This is a genomic window from Streptomyces akebiae, from assembly GCF_019599145.1.
Lineage (GTDB): Bacteria > Actinomycetota > Actinomycetes > Streptomycetales > Streptomycetaceae > Streptomyces > Streptomyces akebiae.
The window spans coordinates 4,262,578-4,282,456 of sequence record NZ_CP080647.1 but is presented as its reverse complement, the minus strand read 5'-3'; the positions used below and the strand labels follow the sequence as shown (position 1 = coordinate 4,282,456).

Sequence of the window (19,879 nt, the reverse complement as noted above, 5' to 3'; positions counted from 1 at the left end):
TGAGGTGTGAGGGGGCGGTGGCTGCTTGCGGCTGCCGCCCCTTTGTGCTTGTGGGCGCCTTGCTTCTTTCGCGCGGCGATCGCGGACTGACGGTGCGCGCGGCCCCGTATCCGTGACGTCGGGTGCGGGGCCGCGCGGCTCGTCCGTCAGCTCCCGGAGGCGTAAGGAAGGAAGGTCGTCCAAGCACGTGGGGCGAGGGTGAGGCGAGGGCCCTGGGGGTTCTTCGAGTCGCGGACGAGGACTGCAGCGGGCCTGGCTGCGACTTCGACGCACGAAGGAGTGTCAGCACCGCTGTAGCTGCTTTTTATCCACTCCAGCGGCGCCCGGCCCCCATCAGCGGACTTGAAGCTCATGTGTCTCCCAGCATTTTCTCGATGAAGGCCAGCGATTCTTGCGGTGTCAGAGCCTGCGATCGGATGGTCCCATATCGGATCTCAGGACCTGGACGAGTTTCGGCTCGGCGATCGCACGGCTGATGAGCTGGACTTCGTTGTAGCCCATGGTGGTGCCGTCGCTGAGTCTGAGTACTCGGAACGGGCCGTCGACGCCGGCGTTCGCCTCGCGGTCCAAGGGCATGATCTGAACGTCAACGTTCCGCAACTGTCCGCGCTGCAACAACCGTTCGAGCTGCCTGCGCATCACCATTCTGCCGCCGTAGGGGCGTCGCAACGTCGACTCGCACTGGACAAAACTGAAGACCGGCCGTGTGGTGGGGCCGTCGATGATCTCCTGTCGTGCCAGACGCGCGGCCACCCTCTGCTCCAGTTCCTCCTCGGAGAACGGTGGCCTCCGGGAGCCGAACACCGCCCGCGCGTACTCCTCTGTCTGAAGCAGCCCGTCGACAACCGAGTTGTTGTAGGAGCAGATCTCGACCGCCCCGGACTCCAGGCGCTTCACGTCCCGCACCTTCTTCGGATACCGGACCTCCGCCAAGTCCCTTTTCATCGCCGCGATCTTGCCGCCCGCACCCAGCACCTCGTCCGCCTGGTCCAGGTACTCGGGTCGGGGAATCCGCCGCCCCCGCTCGACCGAGGAGACCAGTTCCTCCCCGTACCCGATGGCCGCCCCGAACTCCGCCTGGGTGAGCCCGGCCGTCTCCCGCCACAGCTTGAGCTGCCGCGCGACCGTCTTCATCACCGCCCCGGCCGCGTCGTCCTCCAGTCCCGCGTCCCAGTCACTCACGCAGTCCACCGCCTCCCGTCGCGCCACCGGTTGCCCAACTCGGGTTGCCCGTAGCGCGTCACCCCGGTGCGGGCCGGACAGCGGTCGGCCCGCACCCGGACAGCCACTCTCCGCCCGGGCTCCATCTCTTCACAGGCTATGCACGCGCAACCACTCTGTGTGACATGAGAGGCCACTTCACCCGAACCAGCAGTTCCCCTACGGTGCCCGCCGGGTCTGACGCCTTTGCTGACCCGCCCCACCGGTTCTCCGTGCCGTTGTCCGCCACCCGTCGCGGGGCACGCCTGGCCAGGCTTCTGGCCACAGAGCAACTGCGCACCTGGGGGCTGCCGTTGGACCCGGCGCGGCTCATCGTCGCCGAACTCGCCGCCAAGGCCGCCTCGCATGGCCGGGTCCCCGGTCGGAGCTTCCGCCTCACCCTCGCGGTCACGCGGCCCGGCGCCCTCCGTATCGAGGTGACCGACACCCGTGGTGACTGCCTGCCCGTCCGTGCGCCGGGCACCAGCGGAACTCCGGCCGAGAACGGCTACGGGCTGTTGCTGGTCGAGGAACTGGCGGACCGGTGGGGTGCGGCGCACGGACCGGTGCCGTCGAAGACCGTTTGGGCGGAGCTGGACCTCAAGTGCTGAAGTCGTTGCGAGTCTCCCGATGTCCCCCGGATGCGGTGCGTCCAGCACCTGAGCCGCTGCCATGGCGAACCCTGCCCGGGTCAACAGGCGCTCGCACACCGCCGGACGGTAGGTGTAGCGACCGCACCGGTGCCCGCCCGGTCAGCCCTCGAGCGCGGCGGAAGGCGCGTCCCCGTCCTGGGCCTGTCGGGCCCGCTTGGCGAGCACCGTGGCCAGGTCCCGGACACTGTCCTCGTTGACGCCGTCTTCGTTGACGCTGTCCTCGTCTTTGTCCATGGAACCCGCCAGCGTCCACAGCAGCGTCGTGCCGACCCGGGTCTGGGTCACGGCGCCGGGCTCACCGAAGTAGCCGGCGGACCCGAACCGGGCGTCACGCTCGTCACCGATCGGGCCTAGGCTGAACGTCTTGGCCCGCTGCCCCGCCTTCTTGCCGTAGTAGCCGTCCCAGAGCACGTCGTACGCCTTACGGGCAGCCTGTTCGCTGTCGTAGGCGATGATCAGAAAGGTGACGGTGGCGGCGTTGTCGTTGTGCCGGAAAGTCGAGACGCCGAAGAAGCGGGAGTTCTCGCAGCCCGCGTTGCCCTTGATGGGGCAGGCCTCCGAACGGTAGTTGAGCTTGTCCATCTCAACGGTCGTGGGCCGAGCCGACTCCTTCCAACGTTTCATGGCCCCGCCATCCGGCAACGTCTCCCGTACCTGTTCCTTCGTGAGCGCCACCGCCTTGCCGTCCCAGCTGTCGCTCTCCGCGCCACCGCCACAGCCGGCCAGCAGCAGTGCCGCCGCGATCGCCACGTACCACCGGTGGTTCCTCATGGCCATGCCATCACCCCTTGAGTGATGATCTTACGCGGACCGTCTTCGCGCAGAAGGCGCCGCCTGCGGACCGCGACTGTCAACCGCCGTCACGAATGATCTGTCGGCCGATGCCGGTGATCTGTCGGCCGATGCCGGTACAAAGCCGGCCGAAGCCCGGAAACGCTGGTCCCGGTCGGGCGTGCGTCGGGGGTGCGGGCCGTAAAGAAGGAAGAACTCTTGGGAGAGAAACCCTCCAAACCAAACCAAACCCCGTGTTCGTCACTCGGCTGGGTGAAACGGGCCAACTCGGCTGGCGCGGAGGAGGTTTGGGCGGGCAGGCTCGGTGGAGACCAGACGCAGACATGCGACGGCCCCCGCCGGGACTGGCATCCCAGTGCGAGGGCCTGACCACCGAGGAGAAGTGAAGGCCTTCCCTCATGGCTGAGACCAAGCCTAGTGGCGCCGTGCGCCCGCAGTCCCGTATCCGGCAAAGTGCCACCCGTTCCGGTGTCATCCACGTCAAGGAGTTCCAGCCCGACCGGTACACGATCATCGGCAATCACCTCGCCCAGCATCGTGAGCTGTCGCTGACCGCCATCGGGCTCGGTGCCCACATCCTGTCGCTGCCCGAGGGGGCCTCCGCCGACATCCGTACTCTCGCCGAGCGGTTCACCGAAGGCCGGGACCGGATCGCCTTCGCTCTGCGGGAGTTGGAGGCGCACGGTTATGTCGAGCGGGTGCGGGAGCGGGTCGACGGCGGGCGGGTGGTCACGCGGACGTACGTGTACAACGCTCCGGCACTCACGCGGGCCCGCGGGGTGAGGGGGGAGAGGGAGGGGGCGGCGGCCCCTGTCGCCGCTCGGGTGGACCCCGTGTCCGTACGGCCGGTCGTCGAGGAGGCGACCGTCGAGGACGTGGCGGCGGACGGGGAGCCTGTTGAGGGCGATCCCGGCGCCGTTGATTCCGTCGTGGCGCCTGCGGCCGAGGACGTCGACCCCGAGTCGTCGGGACGTGGTGAGCACCACGACAAGGCTGTCGCGCTGCTCGTGCGGCTGCGTCGGACCGATGATCGGTTCACGCTCTCGCAGAAGGATGTGCGCCGTCTCGCTCCGGCCGTCGTCGCCTGGTTCGAGAACGGGGCCAGTGGCGTGGCGGTGCACCACGCCATGACGGCCGATCTTCCCGTGCCGCTCAGGAATCCGGCACGGTTCCTCGCCTACCGGCTGAGTGAGCTGCTGCCACCGCCCTTGCCCGTCCTGCCGGAAGTGTCCGAGGGGCAGGCCCCAGAGGGCGAAACGGAGCCGTGGTACCGGATGGTGGACTGCGCGGGCGGCTGCAACCGGGCCTTCCGCAAGCCCGAGGGGACCTGGTGCCGAGATTGCCGCGCCGAACGGGAGCGCCGTATCGCCGCGGGGGCGGGCGCGGGCGCGGGGGCGGCGGCCAGGGGGACTGCGGGGGACGCGGGGTGGCAGGACCCGAATTCGTCCGATCCGTCAGATCCGTCAGATCCGTCAGATCCGTCAGATCCGTCAGATCCGTCAGATCCGTCTGGCCTGTCCGGCCTATCCGTATCGCCTGTATCGCCCGTATCACCCGTCTCGCCAGTACCGCCTGAGCCGGACTCGGGGCGGTTTGATCCACCCGGCTTCCCGAGGAGTGCCGCATGACCGATCACACGATCCACGCCACCTATGTGCAGGTGTACAACGCCCTGCGCGATGCGTCGGCCACCCTGGAGTACCTGAAGAAGGAAGGGGTGGCGGAGGGCGTGGAACCTCATGCCGGGGCCGCCATGTGGGGTGTCCGGTTCGCCGCCGCCGTCCTCTACCCGCTGCTGCCCTGCCAGCCGGGGCCGCCCGTCGACTACGACCCGCAGAAGCTGCTGGAGCTGGCCGCGCACTGGCGGGACGCCGCGTTCGATCTCGGTGAGTTCGCGCTGCCGGAGCCCGTGCTGCGGGTCGTCCGGGAAGAAGAAGGGGGCGCGCGGGTTCCAGGGAGTGGAGTCCAGGGGGCGTAGGACGGGTGTCGGGCTGCCGACGTCCCGTCGGCAAAGGGACCGTCGGCCCGGGCGTAGCGTAGGTGTATGTCGAAGTACGGATCGTTTCCCGGTACGCGGCCCCGCCGGCTTCGTACGACGCCTGTGATGCGGAGGATGGTGGCCGAGACCCGGCTGCATCCCGCGGACTTCATCCTCCCCGCGTTCGTGCGGGAAGGGGTCAGTGAGCCGGTGCCGATCACGGCGATGCCGGGGGTCGTGCAGCACACACGGGACAGTCTGAAGAAGGCCGCCGTGGAGGCCGTGGAGGCCGGGGTCTCCGGGATCATGCTCTTCGGGGTGCCGGAGGACGAGAAGAAGGACGCGCTCGGGACTCCCGGGACCGACCCCGACGGGATTCTGCAGGTCGCGCTGCGCGACGTGCGGGCCGAGGTCGGGGACGAGTTGCTCGTCATGTCCGACCTGTGTCTCGACGAGACCACCGACCACGGGCACTGCGGAGTCCTCGACGACCAGGGGCGCGTCGACAACGACGCGACCCTGGAGCGGTATGCCGAGATGGCCCAGGTGCAGGCCGACGCCGGTGCGCACGTGGTCGGGCCCAGCGGAATGATGGACGGTCAGATCGGGGTCGTCAGGGACGCCCTCGACCAGATCGGGCGTGAGGACGTCGCGATCCTCGCGTACACCGCCAAGTACGCGTCCGCCTTCTACGGGCCCTTCCGGGAGGCCGTCGGCTCCTCGTTGCGGGGGGACCGGAAGACCTACCAGCAGGACCCCGCCAACGTCCGGGAGTCGCTGCGCGAACTCGCCCTCGACCTGGAGGAGGGGGCCGACCTGGTGATGGTCAAGCCGGCCGGCCCCTACCTCGACATCCTCGCCCGGGTCGCGGACACCGTGGACGTGCCGGTCGTCGCGTACCAGATCTCCGGCGAGTTCTCGATGGTCGAGGCCGCCGCCGAGAAGGGCTGGATCGACCGTGAGCGGGCCATCCTGGAGACGCTGACCGGGATCAAGCGGGCGGGTGCGCAGAACATCCTCACCTACTGGGCCGTCGAGGCGGCTCGCATGCTGCGCTGACAGCCGTAGGGCCCCGACCCCGGTACCGCTCGGCTCAGTACTGCAGGGCGTCCTCCATGGTCGACTGCCAGTAGGTGACGGCCACGGAGTTGTCGACGTAGACGCCCTTGGCCGGGAGCGCGGGGGACGCGGGGGAGCCGGCGTCGCTGCCGGCCTCGGCGCCCTGGAAGTGGATGACGACCTTCTTCTCCGTCGTGCCCTTGCCGCCGCTGCCGTCGGCGGCGGAGAGGAGGACGCCGGCGTAGCCGGACTCGCCGGGGGCCAGTGTCACCACGGCCTGCGGCTGCGACTCCTCGATCACGCGCGGCGCCGACTGGGCCTCACCGAACCGGACCGTGGGGTTGTAGTAGAGGTCGCAGTACTTCGAACCGGTGTTCTTGACGGTGATCAGCATGTGGTTGAGCGGGCGCGACACCGGCTGCGCGGTGACGGTGGTGGTGGACCCGTTGCAGGTGACGCGGTTCTCGGGGTCGGAGGGGTCCGAGGTCCCGCCCTTCGAGGAGGCCTTGTCGGCCGTGGTGCCGCCGGTGGTGGATGCGCCGCCCGTGCTCGTGGAGCCTCCGGTGGTCGAACCGCCGGTCGTGCCGGAGCCCCCGGTCGTGCCGGAGCCGCCCGTGCTCTGGGAGGACGAGGTCGAACCGCCCGCCGCCCCCTCGTCCCTCGTGCCCATGCCGTTGTCGCACGCGGTGAGGGCGAGGGCGGCGAGCGCCGCTCCCGTCACGGCGAGCAGACGGGCGGGGCGGGCGGAGCGGGCGGAGCGAAGCGTGCGCATGAGAGGTCCCTTCCGGACAAAGCAAGTGGAGAAGGCTGAGAACAAGTGCTCGAAGCCGTGCCGCTCGACCGGTGTGCCGGGAGCGGCGTGCTTGGATGACTCAAGCTTGTGGGGTGATCCGTCCCGGCCGCCACAGCCGACGGACGATCAGGGACACTGGAACGCTCGCGAGGGCTTTGACCTGCGGAAATATCCCTTCCCTGGAACGCGGAACGGGACGCGCGGGACGTGAGGGGACGGAGGAGGACGTGTCGGGGAGCGGTACCGCGAACGGCCCGGGGGCTGATTTCGCCGAGCTGCTGAGGGAGTTGAAGGAGCGCTCCGGGCTGAGCTACGGGGTGCTCGCCAAGCGGCTCCACATGAGTACGTCGACGCTTCACCGGTACTGCAACGGGGACGCCGTGCCGACGGACTACGCCCCCGTCGAGCGGCTGGCCCGCCTCTGCAAGGCCTCCCCGGAGGAGTTGGTCGAGCTCCATCGGACGTGGGTGCTCGCGGACGCGATGCGTCGGCGCAAGGGGGGTGACTCCGCCGGGGCGGCGGCGGAGGAGCGTGGTGCGGGTGCGGGTGCGGGTGCGGGTGCGGGTGCGGGTGCGGATTCGGATTCGGGCGCGGGTTCGAGTTCGGGTGCGGGTTCGCGGTCGGCCGCCGTGGAGGAGAGTGGCTCGGCGGTCGAGGCGCCCGAGGACGCCGAGACGGAGACCGTGATCGGCGGTGTCGTTTCCGCAGGGTCCCGGGAACGGGGGCCCGCTCGGCGGCGTACGCGGGTCGCGCTCGTCGCCGGGGTGGCCGTGGCCGCCGTGCTCGGGGCGGTGACGCTCGCCCTGAGTCTGCCGTCCGGTGGGAAGGAGGACGGGGCCGGGCGTACGGCCGGGGCCGCGTCCGTCGACAGCCGCGGCGAGGAGAAGGCCGACGGCGACTCCGCTTCACCCACCGGTGCCTCGCCCTCCGGTTCCGCGAGCGAGTCCGGCGGCAAGAAGGGCGAGGATGCCGGCAAGGGGGCGGGGGCCTCGGCCACCGCGACCCCGAGCAGCCCCGGCGGCGCCGGCGGGGCGGACGCGTCCCTTCCGGTGCCGCTGGACGTGAAGGTGGAGCCGTACACCTGGGAGGACCCCTGCTCCCAGCGGTATCTGGCCGACCGGACGCCCGCGGAGGTGGGGCCGCCGCCGCTGGAGCAGGACGCGCCCGCCTGGGTGTCGTCGGAGGGGGCCGTGGCGTCGGGGAAGCAGTTCCTGACGCTCACCGTGCAGGGCGCCGGCGAGGAGACCGTCGTCGTGCGGAGCCTCAAGGTCCGGATGACCGACAAACGGTCGCCCCTGGCCTGGAACGACTACGCCATGGGCTACCCGGGTGTCGGCTGCGGGGCCGGTGTCCCGACCCGCTCCTTCACGATCGCCCTCGACGCCGCGCGCCCCGATGTGAAGCCCAAGGCGGGCAGCAGGAACTTCCCCTACTCGGTCAGTCAGTCCGATCCGGAGGTGTACTACATCACCGCCGACGCCTCCGCGTACTACGTCAGCTGGTACCTGGAGCTGGAGTGGACCGCCGGGTCCCGCAGCGGCACGCTGACGCTGGACGACGACGGCCGGCCGTTCCGTACGAGCGGCAACAACGGGCGCCCGGCGTACGAGTATCCGCTCGGCGGGCCGAAGTGGGTCCCGGAGGGGACGACGCTGGGGAAGGGCGAGGACGAGAGCGGTAACTGATTGACGAGTTCTCATCAATCGGCATAGGTTCTGCGCCTGCCCCCGATTTCCGGGGCGCACCTATGCCGATTTTCGGGGGAAGCCATGAACTGGTTCATCGAAGTGCTCAAGAAGTACGCGGTCTTCAGCGGGCGGGCGCGCCGCCAGGAGTACTGGATGTTCACGCTGATCAGCTCGCTCATCTATGTCGCTCTGTACCTCCTCGGTCTCGTCCTGGACTCGCAGGCGCCGCAACTCCTCCTCAGCGTCGCCCTCTTCCTGCCGTCCCTGGCGGTCAGCGTGCGGCGGCTGCACGACACCGGCAAGAGCGGCTGGTGGGTCCTCATAGGGCTCGTCCCCTGCGTCGGATTCATCTTCATGATCATCTTCATGGCCACCGAGGGCCAGCGGGACGCCAACCAGTACGGCCCCGACCCGAAGGCGTATCCGGTGCAGCCCTGACGCGGCGACGTGACGCGGCAACTCCCCTGGGGCGTTAGGTTGTTGGTCATTCAATGACCGACCCCCAGGGAGAGATTCATGGCCGGTGACGCGCTCAGCCAGGACCCCGCCGAGCTGCGGCGGAGAATCGACACCACCAAGGCGCACCCGGCACGGGTCTACGACGTCTTCCTCGGCGGCAAGGACAACTACCCGGTGGACCGGGAGGCGGCCGCCGCGGCGCTGGCCGCCAATCCGCGCGGCTACCTGGACGTCCGCCACAACCGTGACTTCATGCGCCGGGCGGTGACCACGCTCACCAGGGACGAGGGCATCCGGCAGTTCCTCGACATCGGCACCGGGCTGCCGACCGCCGAGAACGTGCACCAGATCGCCCAGGGAATCGTCCCCGACTCACGGGTCGTGTACGTCGACAACGACCCGGTGGTGCTCGCCCACGCGCGCGCGTTGCTCACGAGCGGGCCCGAGGGGGCCACGGACTACATCGACGCCGACCTCACGTCACCGGCGGGGATCCTCGAAGCGGCCGCGAAGACGCTCGACTTCGACCGGCCGATCGCGCTGTGCCTGGTGGCGATCCTGCATTTCGTGGAGAACGACGAGGCGTACCGCGTCGTGCGGGAGCTGGTGCGGGCGCTGCCCGCCGGGAGCCGGCTGGTCCTCAGTCATCTGACCGAGGACCTCAACCCCGCGAAGATCCGCGCCGTCCAGGAGACCTACACCAAGCGGGGGTTCACCTTCGTGCTGCGGTCCAAGGACCAGGTGGCGCGGTTCTTCGAGGAGAGCGGGCTCGTGGTGGACGAGCCCGGGGTGGTGCCGGCGCACCACTGGCGGTTCTCGGACGGTGCGCCGGTGCCCGAGGCGGTGGAGCCGCATGTGCTGGCCGGGATGGACGACATCGAGCGGGTTCGGTATCGGGACATCAATGATGTGACCGACGCGGACATCAATGTGTACGCGGCGGTGGGGCGTAAGCGCTGAGGGATGACGGGTGGGTGGTCGGGTGCGGGTGAGTGGGGGCTGGTCGCGGAGTTCCCCGCGTGCCTGAAGGGGGCCGGGCCCCCTTCACCCCCGATCCCTCAGGTGTCATCCCCCCGTTCCGAACCACGTCTCCGCCAAGGAGTCCAGTGTCTGGCTGGGCGGGGCCGGGAGGCTGCGCAGGTACCAGTTCAGGTCGCTGTAGACGTGCAGGAGGGTGTAGGCCATCAGCTCGCGGGGGTCGAACGGGGGGTGGCCGTAGGCCTCGTAGAAGAGCTTCAGGAGGGTGGGGTCGGCTCGGGTGAGGTAGAGGCCGACGCTGACGAAGTCGTAGGCGGGGTCGCCGACCATGGCCGGCTCGAAGTCGAAGAGGCCGGTCAGGCGCCAGCCGTCATGGGGGTCGACGGTGAGGTGCTCGCGCATGAACTCGGTGTGCAGCAGCACCGGGCGGCGCGCGGCGGGCAGGGGGACCGAGCGGAGGAAGTCCGGGATCTGTTCGAGCCAGGGGCCTGTGAGACCGCCGCTCCGCTGCTGTTCGACCGCCGCCGCGCGCTGGGCGGCGAGGAAGCCGCCCCAGTCCGGCGGCCCGGTGAGCGGGACGACCGGCGAGGCGTCCAGGGCGTGCAGGGCGGCCAGGCCCTCGGCGGCCTCGGCGACGATGCGTTCCTGATCCGGCCGGGGGATCCGGGGCCAGGCCTCGTTGAGGTCCTCACCGGGCAGCCGGGACATCAGCACGTAGCGCCAGCCGTTCTTGTACTGGTCCGCCGAGTGCAACCTGGGTGTGGGGATGGGGAGTTTGCCCCACAGGATCGACAACAGGCGGGCCTCACGGACGGCTTGCGCGGCTTCGAAACCCGGATACAGCTTGAGGACGAGGGCGTCGCCGACGGCGTACACCGGCAGCGAGCCCTCGGGAAAACGCACGATCCGCGCGCCTGCGAGACCGAGCTGACCGCAGAGATCCTGGGCAGCGGGTCGCAGCAGTGCCTCGTCACCGACGACTTCTTCCAACTCGTCGTTCGTGTCCACGCTGGGCAGCATGCGCGCAGCCTAGGGGGTGGCGACGGCCGTCCGCATCGCGGAAATGGTGGGTGTAGGGGGCATGCACCTGTCTAGGGTGCGGGCAGGGGCGGGGTCGTGCCGTCCGGGTGTGGCGAAGGAGCCGTGGGATGGGTGCCGTGGATGCCGTGCGTGCCGCGTATGACGTGGGGTTTGTCGCGAAGACGAGGGCCGGGGGCGGTTCGGGGGACGAAGGTGGGGCGGGCGCCGGGGCGGCCGTGCCCGGCTTCGCGGAGCGGGTCGCGGCCGTCGGCGGTTCCCCCGTTCGAGACATCCTCGCCGTCACCTCGCGTCCCGAAGTCGTCAACTTCGCCGGTGGACTGCCCGCGCCGGAGCTGTTCGACACGGAGGGGATAGCCGCCGCCTACCGCGATGTGCTCGCCGAGTCCGCGGGGCGCGCACTGCAGTACGCGACGACCGAGGGCGAACCGGTGCTCCGGGCGGCGCTCGCGGCGCGGTACGGGGCGCGCGGGCTGGCGACCGGCGCGGACGGAGTGCTCGTCACCACCGGCTCGCAGCAGGCGCTGTCGCTGCTCGCCACCGCGCTGCTGGAGCCCGGGGACGTCGTCCTGGTCGAGGACCCCTGCTATCTCGCGGCACTCCAGGCGTTCCGGTTCGCGGGGGCGCGGGTGGTGGCCGTGCCGGGCGACGCGCACGGGGTGGACCCGGTGGCGCTGGAGGAGTCGGTGGTACGGCACCGGCCGAAGCTCTTCTACACCGTGCCCACCTTCCAGAACCCGACCGGGCGCACGCTCCCCGCCGAGCGGCGGGCGGCCGTCGCCTCCGTGGCCGCCCGGCGCGGACTGTGGATCGTCGAGGACGACCCCTACGGCGAACTCCGCTTCGAGGGCGACCGGGTGCCGTGGATCGCCTCGTACCCGGGCGCCGAGGACCGTACGGCGCTACTGGGCTCCTTCTCCAAGGTCATGGCCCCCGGGATGCGGCTGGGCTGGCTGCGCGCGCCCGCGGGGCTGCGGCGGGCGTGCGCGGTCGCCAAGCAGGCGGCCGACCTGCACACGCCGACCGTCAACCAGCTCGCCGCGGCGCGCTATCTGGCCGACCGTGATCTGGACGCCCATGTCGTCCGGGTCGCCGACGCCTACCGGGAGCGGCGCGACACCATGCTCGCGGGCCTCGCCGAAGCGCTCCCGGCGGGCTCCACGTGGAACCGTCCCGAGGGCGGCATGTTCCTCTGGGCCCGCCTCCCCTCCTCCCACGACACCACCGCGCTGCTGCCGCGCGTCGTCGCGCGGGACGTGGCGTACGTGCCCGGGGCGCCCTTCTATGCCGGCGAGCCCGACCGGTCGACGCTGCGGCTGTGCTTCGTGACGCAGACGCCGGAGGAGATCCGGGAGGGGCTGCGGCGCCTGGGGGTGGGGCTGCGGGGATGACGGCTACCCCCTCAGTCCCACCAGAAGGACCAGAGGGGTTCGCGGAGGAGGGTGCGGGCGTAGGAACCGCGGGTGCCGTCGGCCGTGCCCTGCCAGATGTTGTCGGGGCAGAAGGCGAAGTGTTCGGCCGCCAGGGCTTCGGCCTCGGCCTCGGTGGTGGGCGGGGTGGCCACGGAGAGGACGAGGTGGTCGTAGGCGAGGGCGACGACGCGTATGCCGAAGCGGTCCTCCCAGGAGCGCAGGACCGCGCAGAGCCTCGCCACGTCGTTCTCGTGGTTCGTCGGGCCGGTCCAGCCGATGGCCGCCGGGATGTCGGCGCTGCGGCGGGCGGGGACCAGGGCGAGGCGGGGGTCCTTCAGCCGTGCCGGGTCCTCGACGAGGGCGTCGGCGGTCTCGGCGGCGAGGACGTCGGGGTCGGTCACCGCCTCCGGGGCGGGCGTCGGGGCTTTGCCGAGGCCCGGCCAGTCGGGGTCGTCCGTGGTGGCGCAGGCGTCCCAGAACTCGGCCAGGACCTCGTCGGCGTCGTGGTCGCCGGGGTAGGACATCTCGCCGGGCAGCAACTCCCACTCCTGGGGCCCGCCCTGGGCGCCGCCGACGTCCAGCAGCACCGGGAGCAGGCCCGCCGTACGGCGGGCGGGCTGGACGGCGGCCCAGGCGCCCGGCGCCGCCGGCTCGTCCGCGCACCACAGCAGCGGCTCGTGCCACGGGCCCTCGTCCGTCGTGTCGATCAACCTCCCCTGCGGGAGCGGGATCTCAAGCCCGAGCACGCGCCCGCTCGGGTCGGCCGCCAGCTGGGGCAGCGGGTTGGGAAGTGTCGCCATGCGTGTGACTGTAGGGGCCGCCACTGACAGCGGCCCGACCGGTGGCGTCGGTTCGGGGAGAGCGGCGGGCGGTTGTGCGGCGGGCCGAGGTGGGGTGGGCCCGGTCGCCGGGGCGGGCGGGGGGCGTGCGCGTGCCGCCCGCGCGTGCCGTGGCCTGATCCGTCGCCCGGCTCGCACGGCAGCCCCGGGTGGGAGTGCGAGCCCGCAGGCGTGCCGGTCGGGTCGGCCGACAGCCTGGCGATCGGATCGAATCGAATCGGATCGGGTTCGATCGGATCGGGACGGGACGGGACGGGTCAGGGTGAAGAAGCAGGCCATCACCAGCTTCGCCGGCCAGAAGTTCGGCGCCCGCCTCTCGAACGCCTGAGCCGCGCGCGCCCCGGCCCAGGAAAAGGGGCGGCCGTCGCGACGGCCGCCCCCTCTCCTTGTCCTGGGTCAGAGCTTGTCGGGCGTCCTGATGCCCAGCAGGGCCATGCCCCGGTGCAGGGTGCGGGCCGTCAGGTCGACCAGGAACAGACGGTTCTCCGTCTGGGTGGGGGTGTCGGCCTTCAGGACCGGGCACTGGTCGTAGAACGCGGTCAGCAGGGTCGCCAGCTTGAAGAGGTAGGCGGCCAGCTTGTGCGGCTCGTACGACTCCGCGACCTCGGCCACGGTCTCGCCGAACTGGTCCAGGTGCAGGCCCAACGCGCGCTCGGCCGGGGCCAGTCCGAGCTCCGGGTGGGCGGTCGGGCGGGCCTCGCCCGCCTTGCGGAGGATCGACTGGATACGGGCGTACGCGTACTGGAGGTAGACGGACGTGTCGCCGTTCAGCGAGACCATCTGGTCCAGGTCGAACTTGTAGTCCCGGACGGCCGAGGTCGACAGGTCGGCGTACTTGACCGCGCCGACACCGACGTACCGGCCGTTCTCGACGATCTCCTCCTCGGTCAGGCCCACCTTCTCGGCCTTCTCCCGCACCACCGTGGTGGCACGGTCGATCGCCTCGTCGAGCAGGTCGACCAGGCGGACCGTCTCGCCCTCACGGGTCTTGAACGGCTTGCCGTCCTTGCCGAGGACCGTGCCGAACGCGAGCTGGAACGCCTTGACGTCCTCGTCGTTCAGCCAGCCCGCCCTGCGCGCCGTCTCGAAGACCATCTTGAAGTGCAGGGACTGGCGGGCGTCGACCACGTACAGGAGGGAGTTCGCCTTGAGGTTGAAGACGCGGTCCCGGATGGCGGACAGGTCGGTGGCCGCGTAGCCGTAGCCGCCGTCCGACTTCTGCACGATCAGGGGGACCGGGTTGCCGTCCGGGCCCTTGATGTCGTCGAAGAAGACGCACAGGGCGCCTTCCGAGCGGACGGCCACGCCCTGCTCCTCCAGGAGGCGGCAGGTCTCCGCGAGCATGTCGTTGTAACCGGACTCGCCGACGATGTCGGGGTCGCGGATCTCCATGTCGAGCTTCTCGAAGACGGAGAAGAAGTAGATCTTCGACTCGTCGACGAACTTCTGCCACGTGGCGAGGGTGTGCGGGTCCCCGGCCTGGAGGTCGACCACCCTGCGGCGGGCCCGCGTCTTGAACTCCTCGTCGGAGTCGAAGAGCTTCCTGGCCGTCTTGTAGAGCCGGTCCAGGTTGGACATCGCGGCCTCACCGGACGCCTGGAGGTCGCCGGCGGCGTCCTTGTGGTCCAGCTCGTGCGGGTGCTCGTCCAGATACTGGATCAGCATGCCGAACTGGGTGCCCCAGTCGCCGATGTGGTGCCTGCGGATCACGTTCTCGCCGGTGAACTCCAGGATCTGGACGACCGCGTCACCGATCACCGCGGAACGGAGGTGACCGACGTGCATCTCCTTCGCCACGTTCGGCTGGGCGTAGTCGATGACCGTCGTGCCCGGGTGCTCCGTCAGGGGCACGCCGAGGCGGGCGTCCGCGTCCGCGTACCGCTGCGCGAGGTTCGTGGTGATGGCCTGGTCGGTGAGGGTGATGTTGAGGAAGCCGGGGCCGGAGACCTCGATCTCCTCGATCAGCTCGCCGGACTCCACCCGGGAGACGACCTGGGTCGCCAGCTCCCTCGGGTTGGCCTTCGCCTTCTTCGCCAGAGCGAGGATCCCGTTCGCCTGGTAGTCCGCCCGGTCGCTGCGTCGCAGCAGCGGGTCGACGCCGTCGGCTTCCGGGAGGGTGGAAGCGAGGGCGTCGACGAGGCGCGCGTTGACGGAGGCGGTGAGGGACGTGACCGGGGCCATCAGGGGGAGCCGTTCTCCTCGGGGTACGGGCGGATACGGTCAGTATCCCACGGGGGTAAAGCGGTTTTTCTGGGGTGCCCGGGGGTGTGGTGGTGGGGGCGGTGCGTGCTTCGGGTGCGGGTGCGTGAAGGCTTCTCGCGCAGTTCCCCGCGCCCCTGAAAAGCAGGGGCTGAGCCCCGTGCTTCTCAGGCCCGCGGAACCCGGCCCCGCACCCGCACTCGCAGGACCACCCGCACCCCCGAGTTATTGGGTGCCCAGTTCGACCCGCGGAGTGAAAGGCTGGGAGAATGGCGCGGTCGCCCGGGACCGTAACCGGCGGCCATGGAAACTCCAGGAAAAAAGAGGACGTGCCGATCGTGGCTCAGAGCACCGAGACCACCGACTGGGTCTCCCGTTTCGCGGATGAGGTCATCGAGGAGTCGGAGCGTCGGGCCCCGGGCAAACCGGTCGTCGTCGCGTCCGGCCTGTCGCCGTCCGGCCCGATCCACCTCGGCAACCTCCGCGAGGTCATGACCCCGCACCTCGTCGCCGACGAGATCCGCCGCCGCGGCCACCAGGTCCGGCACCTCATCTCCTGGGACGACTACGACCGCTACCGCAAGGTCCCGAACGGCGTCGACGGCGTCGACGGCTCCTGGGCCGAGCACATCGGCAAGCCCCTCACCTCCGTGCCCGCCCCCCAGGGCTCCGCCCACCCCAACTGGGCCGAGCACTTCAAGGCGGCGATGGTCGACGCGCTCGCCGAGATGGGCGTCGAGTTCGACGGGATCAGCCAGACCGCGCAGTACACCTCCGGGGTCTACCGCGAGCAGATCCTGCACGCCATGAAGCACCGCGGGGACATCGACGCGATCCTCGACCAGTACCGCACCAAGAAGGCCCCGGCGAAGAAGCAGTCGCAGAAGCCGGTCGACGAGGCCGAGCTGGAGGCGGCGGAGGGCTCCGGCGCCGCCGGTGAGGACGACGGCAGCTCCGGCACCGCCGGGTACTTCCCGTACAAGCCCTACTGCGGGAGTTGCGGCAAGGACCTCACCACCGTCACCGCCTACGACGACGACACCACCGAGCTGACCTACACCTGCACGGCCTGCGGCTTCTCCGAGACCGTCGCGCTGAACGAGTTCAACCGCGGCAAGCTCGTCTGGAAGGTCGACTGGCCGATGCGGTGGGCGTACGAGGGCGTGATCTTCGAGCCGAGCGGCGTCGACCACTCCTCGCCCGGGTCCAGCTTCCAGGTCGGCGGACAGATCGTCGGGATCTTCGGCGGCGAGCAGCCCATCGGCCCGATGTACGCCTTCGTCGGCATCAGCGGCATGGCCAAGATGTCGTCGTCCAAGGGGGGCGTGCCGACGCCCGCCGACGCACTGAAGATCATGGAGCCGCAGCTGCTGCGCTGGCTCTACGCCCGCCGTCGGCCCAACCAGTCCTTCAAGATCGCCTTCGACCAGGAGATCCAGCGGCTCTACGACGAGTGGGACAAGCTCGACGCCAAGGTCACGGACGGGACCGCCCTGCCGGCCGATGTCGCCGCGCACTCCCGCGCGGTGCGTACGGCCGCCGGTGAGCTGCCGCGCACGCCCCGCCCGATGCCGTACCGGACCCTCGCGTCCGTCGCCGACATCACCGCGGGCGCCGAGGACCAGACCCTGCGCATCCTCAGCGAACTCGACCCCACCGACCCGCTCGCCGGCCTCGACGAGGTACGGCCGCGGCTCGACAAGGCCGAGGCCTGGATCAACACCCAGGTGCCCGCCGACCAGCGGACCATCGTGCGCGAGGAGCCCGACGCCGAGCTGCTGAAGTCCCTCGACGAGGCGTCCCAGCAGTCGCTGCGGCTGCTGCTCGACGGGATCGCCGAGCACTGGTCGCTCGACGGGCTGACGCATCTCGTCTACGGCGTGCCCAAGGTGCAGGCCGGTTTCTCGGCGGACGCCACGCCCAAGGAGCTGCCGGCGGAGATCAAGACGGCCCAGCGGTCGTTCTTCGCCCTGCTCTACCACCTGCTCGTCGGGCGGGACACGGGGCCGCGACTGCCCACGCTGCTGTTGGCGGTGGGGCAGGAGCGGGTGCGGGCCCTGCTCGGGGGGTAAGGCCGCGTCGTGACATGAGGAGGGGCGCCCGGTGGTCATCACCGGGCGCCCCTCCTCATGTGTGTCTGCGCCGGTTACGCGATGTGCTCGTCGGTCAGTTCCGCGTTGAGGCGGTTGGAGAAGCGATTCACCATGCGCTTGGCCTCGGCCTCTTCGAGCGTGACGCCGTACGTCGACTCGATGTCGGAGATGAGCGCGCGCGGGGTGGGGGCTCCGTTCCCGCCCTTGGTGATCTCGCGGAAGACCTGGTAGTAGTCCTCCTCCGTCGGCTCCGGGGCGCCGCCGCCCTCGCCCAGTTCACGGGTGCGGTTCGGGCCGGCCGGGATGGGGAAGCTGCCGGTCTCCTCCGGGGAGGGTTCCGGAGACCGGAGGTCGGGGTCCTGGAGCGGGGGGCCCTGGAGTTCGGGGGCGTCGAACTGCTGCTGCCGGTAGCGGGGGTCCCGGGGGTCCCCCTCGAAGCGCTGGTACTGCTCGTACGAGCCGTTCTGGCCGTTCTGCCCGTACTGCTCGTGCTGCCCGTACTGCTCGGGGTCCTGCTCCTCGTACCACTCCTCGTACTGTTCCTCGGGTTCGTACGAGGGGTCGTAGCCGCCCTGGTAGGGGACCTCCTGGGGGTGGCGGGCGTGGAGCCAGGGGCTTTCGTCGACCGGGGGTTCCTGCTCGGCGTGGCCCTGCTCCCGGTACTCGGCGTACTCCGGCTGCCGCTGGGCGGGGGTGCTCTCCAGCTGGGGGCGCTGCTCGCCGGGAGGTGCCGTCACGCCCACCCGCGTCGCCCCGGTGGCTCGACTGCCCGCGGCTGCACCGATGTCGACCTGCGGTGCCGCCGGCAGCACCGCAGGTTCTATTCCTGCCGCCGCCAGGCCCGCCGGGGCCGTTTCCGCCAGGGGGACGCCGTAGCGGGCCAGGCGGAGGGGCATCAGGGATTCCACCGGGGCCTTGCGGCGCCAGGCCCGGCCGTAGCGGGAGCGGAGGCGGGCCTGGTAGACGAGACGTTCCTGCTCCAGCTTGATGACCTGCTCGTAGGAGCGCAGCTCCCAGAGCTTCATACGGCGCCAGAGGAGGAAGGTGGGGACGGGGGAGAGGACCCAGCGGGTGAGGCGGACCCCCTCCATGTGCTTGTCGGCGGTGATGTCGGCGATACGGCCGACCGCGTGCCGGGCCGCCTCGACCGCGACGACGAACAGGATCGGGATCACCGAGTGCATGCCGACGCCCAGCGGGTCCGGCCAGGCCGCCGCGCCGTTGAACGCGATCGTCGCCGCCGTCAGCAACCACGCCGTCTGGCGCAGCAGCGGGAAGGGGATGCGGATCCACGTCAGGAGCAGATCCAGGGCCAGCAGGACGCAGATGCCGGCGTCGATGCCGATCGGGAAGACGTAACTGAAGTTCCCGAAGCCCTTCTGGAGGGCCAGCTCCCGTACCGCCGCGTACGAACCCGCGAAGCCGATCCCGGCGATGATGACGGCGCCGAACACGACCACGCCGATGAGAACGCGGTGCATGCGAGTCAGCTGGATTGGCGCGGACACCCGTACTCCCCTCCCCTTGCGTGTTGTTGCGCGCAACAGAGTGGCACATGTGTACGGCGAACGGGTTGCCGGATGGCATCGGGCCCGGCCCCGGCGGGCACCGGGCTCCGACGAATCAGCAGGTGAGGTGAGGCTACGACTTGCTCTTCCGGCTGCCCGAGGTGGACGAACCCGAGTCCGAATCGGAATCCGAGCCACCGTCCGAGTCGGAACTCACGTCCGCACCGGAACCGCCCGACGACGACGCCTTCGTCGAGTCCTGCGACGGTGTCTTGGAGGCACTCTTCGACGGCGACGGCGACGCGTCCTTCCCGTCGTTCGCCTCCTCGACCGCCTCCACGGCGTCCTTGGCGGCGGACTTCGCGGACTTCAGCAGCGCGGCCGCATCCGGTGTCTTCTCGCCGGCCAGACCGGCACCGTTGTAGTCGAGCGTGACGACCACGTTCTCCGTGCGCACCACGATCGTCTGCTGCTTGAAGGTGTCCCCGTCCTTCTTCAGGTCGTACTTGACCACCGTCGCCTGGTCACCCAGGCCCGTCGCCGGCTCCGTCTTGACGTTCTTCGCCCCGTCCACGGCCTTCGCCGCGGTCACCTTCGAATCGAACGCCTTGGCCGCGCGGTCCTCGCCCGGGCCGTTCGCCGCGTCCGAGGCCAGCAGGTGCAGGGAGACACTCAGCCAGCGGTACTGGGAGCCGTCCACACCGTTGTTGTCGAGGCTGATCCAGCGGCAGTCGCCGGACACGTCCGCCTCGGCCTTGTTGATCGCCTTCCCGGACTTCACGCCCTCCGGCACCAACGACTTCAGCGTCTTGTCGGGGAACACCTCGCACGCGTCCGGCAGCGACGCGTACTTCGCCGCGACCACCTCCGGCGTGGCGCTCTCCGTCGCCGACTGGTTCAGCCCCGCCGGCGTCTCGTCACCGGAGGCGCTGTCGGATCCGGAGTCCGACGAGCAGCCGACCGCCAGCAGCATCGCGGGCACGACCGCCGCGCCCGCGAGAACCCGGGCCCGGCCCGGACGCCCGCGACGTCCGACACGCGTCACCCGCACCGAAGGCGCGATGCGCGACGACTGATGCTGATCTGACTCTGCGGCTCGTTGCATGGTTCCTTCACAATCGGATCGGGTCTCCGAGAGGCCACCGTACGCGGTGAAGAAGAAGTGCGGTTCTGGTTCAGGTGGTTCGCAT

17 protein-coding genes and 2 pseudogenes are annotated in these 19,879 nt (G+C 70.4%); 9 read left to right on the top strand and 10 right to left on the bottom strand.

Annotation, left to right across the window (positions count from 1 at the left end; genetic code table 11):
• Positions 1 to 146: 146 nt before the first annotated feature.
• Together K1J60_RS18380 and K1J60_RS18375 are read right to left on the bottom strand one after the other, a co-directional pair.
• On the bottom strand, positions 147 to 353 hold the full coding sequence (locus tag K1J60_RS18380) for a DUF397 domain-containing protein (RefSeq protein ID WP_220647150.1): 207 nt from the start codon (positions 351 to 353) through the stop codon (positions 147 to 149).
• A pseudogene (locus K1J60_RS18375) lies at positions 350 to 1,182 on the bottom strand (helix-turn-helix domain-containing protein). Before K1J60_RS18375 ends, K1J60_RS18380 begins: the two are co-directional and overlap by 4 nt.
• A gap of 164 nt (positions 1,183 to 1,346) precedes the next feature.
• On the opposite strand from K1J60_RS18375, the gene K1J60_RS18370 reads away from it, so the two are divergent.
• A complete protein-coding gene (locus tag K1J60_RS18370; RefSeq protein ID WP_259407781.1) occupies positions 1,347 to 1,811 on the top strand; it encodes an ATP-binding protein in 465 nt (154 codons plus the stop codon).
• Between the two features lie 9 nt (positions 1,812 to 1,820).
• On the opposite strand, the pseudogene K1J60_RS45895 reads toward K1J60_RS18370, so the two are convergent.
• Positions 1,821 to 1,931: pseudogene (locus K1J60_RS45895) on the bottom strand (SAM-dependent methyltransferase); the annotation flags it as partial.
• 21 nt (positions 1,932 to 1,952) lie between these two features.
• Positions 1,953 to 2,630, bottom strand: a complete 678-nt coding sequence (locus K1J60_RS18365; protein ID WP_220647149.1) for a hypothetical protein — start codon at positions 2,628 to 2,630, stop codon at positions 1,953 to 1,955.
• Between the two features lie 413 nt (positions 2,631 to 3,043).
• On the opposite strand from K1J60_RS18365, the gene K1J60_RS18360 reads away from it, so the two are divergent.
• The 3 genes from K1J60_RS18360 (at position 3,044) to hemB (ending at position 5,682) form a co-directional block, all read left to right on the top strand.
• Positions 3,044 to 4,273 carry a helix-turn-helix domain-containing protein gene (locus K1J60_RS18360; RefSeq protein WP_259407780.1) on the top strand — a complete coding sequence of 410 codons (1,230 nt, stop codon included), beginning with the start codon at positions 3,044 to 3,046 and terminating at the stop codon, positions 4,271 to 4,273.
• Positions 4,270 to 4,623, top strand: coding sequence for a hypothetical protein (locus K1J60_RS18355; RefSeq protein ID WP_220647148.1), 354 nt, complete (start codon positions 4,270 to 4,272; stop codon positions 4,621 to 4,623). Before K1J60_RS18360 ends, K1J60_RS18355 begins: the two co-directional genes overlap by 4 nt.
• Positions 4,624 to 4,689: 66 nt before the next feature.
• Positions 4,690 to 5,682, top strand: a complete 993-nt coding sequence (gene hemB, locus K1J60_RS18350; protein ID WP_220647147.1) for a porphobilinogen synthase — start codon at positions 4,690 to 4,692, stop codon at positions 5,680 to 5,682.
• A gap of 34 nt (positions 5,683 to 5,716) precedes the next feature.
• Here the strand turns inward: hemB and K1J60_RS18345 are convergent, their stop codons facing one another.
• Positions 5,717 to 6,454: a DUF4232 domain-containing protein gene (locus K1J60_RS18345; protein WP_220647146.1), complete on the bottom strand. Its 738-nt coding sequence runs from the start codon at positions 6,452 to 6,454 to the stop codon at positions 5,717 to 5,719.
• Between the two features lie 248 nt (positions 6,455 to 6,702).
• On the opposite strand from K1J60_RS18345, the gene K1J60_RS18340 reads away from it, so the two are divergent.
• The 3 genes from K1J60_RS18340 (at position 6,703) to K1J60_RS18330 (ending at position 9,582) form a co-directional block, all read left to right on the top strand.
• Positions 6,703 to 8,160 carry a helix-turn-helix domain-containing protein gene (locus K1J60_RS18340; protein WP_259407779.1) on the top strand — a complete coding sequence of 486 codons (1,458 nt, stop codon included), beginning with the start codon at positions 6,703 to 6,705 and terminating at the stop codon, positions 8,158 to 8,160.
• 84 nt (positions 8,161 to 8,244) lie between these two features.
• Positions 8,245 to 8,601 (top strand): DUF805 domain-containing protein, encoded by a 357-nt coding sequence (locus K1J60_RS18335; protein ID WP_220647144.1) that lies wholly within the window; start codon positions 8,245 to 8,247, stop codon positions 8,599 to 8,601.
• 78 nt (positions 8,602 to 8,679) lie between these two features.
• Positions 8,680 to 9,582 carry an SAM-dependent methyltransferase gene (locus tag K1J60_RS18330; RefSeq protein ID WP_220647143.1) on the top strand — a complete coding sequence of 301 codons (903 nt, stop codon included), beginning with the start codon at positions 8,680 to 8,682 and terminating at the stop codon, positions 9,580 to 9,582.
• A gap of 105 nt (positions 9,583 to 9,687) precedes the next feature.
• Here K1J60_RS18330 and K1J60_RS18325 read toward each other — a convergent pair whose 3' ends face one another.
• Positions 9,688 to 10,620: a phosphotransferase family protein gene (locus tag K1J60_RS18325; protein ID WP_220647142.1), complete on the bottom strand. Its 933-nt coding sequence runs from the start codon at positions 10,618 to 10,620 to the stop codon at positions 9,688 to 9,690.
• Between the two features lie 128 nt (positions 10,621 to 10,748).
• Here K1J60_RS18325 and K1J60_RS18320 point away from each other — a divergent pair, with 128 nt between their 5' ends.
• Complete coding sequence (locus tag K1J60_RS18320; RefSeq protein ID WP_259407778.1) at positions 10,749 to 12,029, top strand: aminotransferase-like domain-containing protein; 1,281 nt, start codon at positions 10,749 to 10,751, stop codon at positions 12,027 to 12,029.
• Between the two features lie 11 nt (positions 12,030 to 12,040).
• On the opposite strand, the gene K1J60_RS18315 is transcribed toward K1J60_RS18320, so the two are convergent.
• Together K1J60_RS18315 and argS are read right to left on the bottom strand one after the other, a co-directional pair.
• Entirely contained in the window at positions 12,041 to 12,850 is an 810-nt protein-coding gene (locus K1J60_RS18315; protein ID WP_220647141.1) for a DUF4253 domain-containing protein, read from the bottom strand.
• A gap of 435 nt (positions 12,851 to 13,285) precedes the next feature.
• Positions 13,286 to 15,070, bottom strand: coding sequence for an arginine--tRNA ligase (gene argS / locus K1J60_RS18310; RefSeq protein ID WP_220647140.1), 1,785 nt, complete (start codon positions 15,068 to 15,070; stop codon positions 13,286 to 13,288).
• A gap of 347 nt (positions 15,071 to 15,417) precedes the next feature.
• Between argS and lysS the strand changes: the two genes are divergently transcribed.
• Positions 15,418 to 17,160 (top strand): lysine--tRNA ligase, encoded by a 1,743-nt coding sequence (gene lysS / locus K1J60_RS18305; RefSeq protein WP_220647139.1) that lies wholly within the window; start codon positions 15,418 to 15,420, stop codon positions 17,158 to 17,160.
• 74 nt (positions 17,161 to 17,234) lie between these two features.
• Here the strand turns inward: lysS and K1J60_RS18300 are convergent, their stop codons facing one another.
• Entirely contained in the window at positions 17,235 to 18,662 is a 1,428-nt protein-coding gene (locus K1J60_RS18300) for a DUF2637 domain-containing protein (RefSeq protein ID WP_259407777.1), read from the bottom strand.
• A 160-nt stretch (positions 18,663 to 18,822) separates the two neighbouring features.
• Positions 18,823 to 19,794 carry a hypothetical protein gene (locus K1J60_RS18295; protein ID WP_220647137.1) on the bottom strand — a complete coding sequence of 324 codons (972 nt, stop codon included), beginning with the start codon at positions 19,792 to 19,794 and terminating at the stop codon, positions 18,823 to 18,825.
• Positions 19,795 to 19,879: the final 85 nt, after the last annotated feature.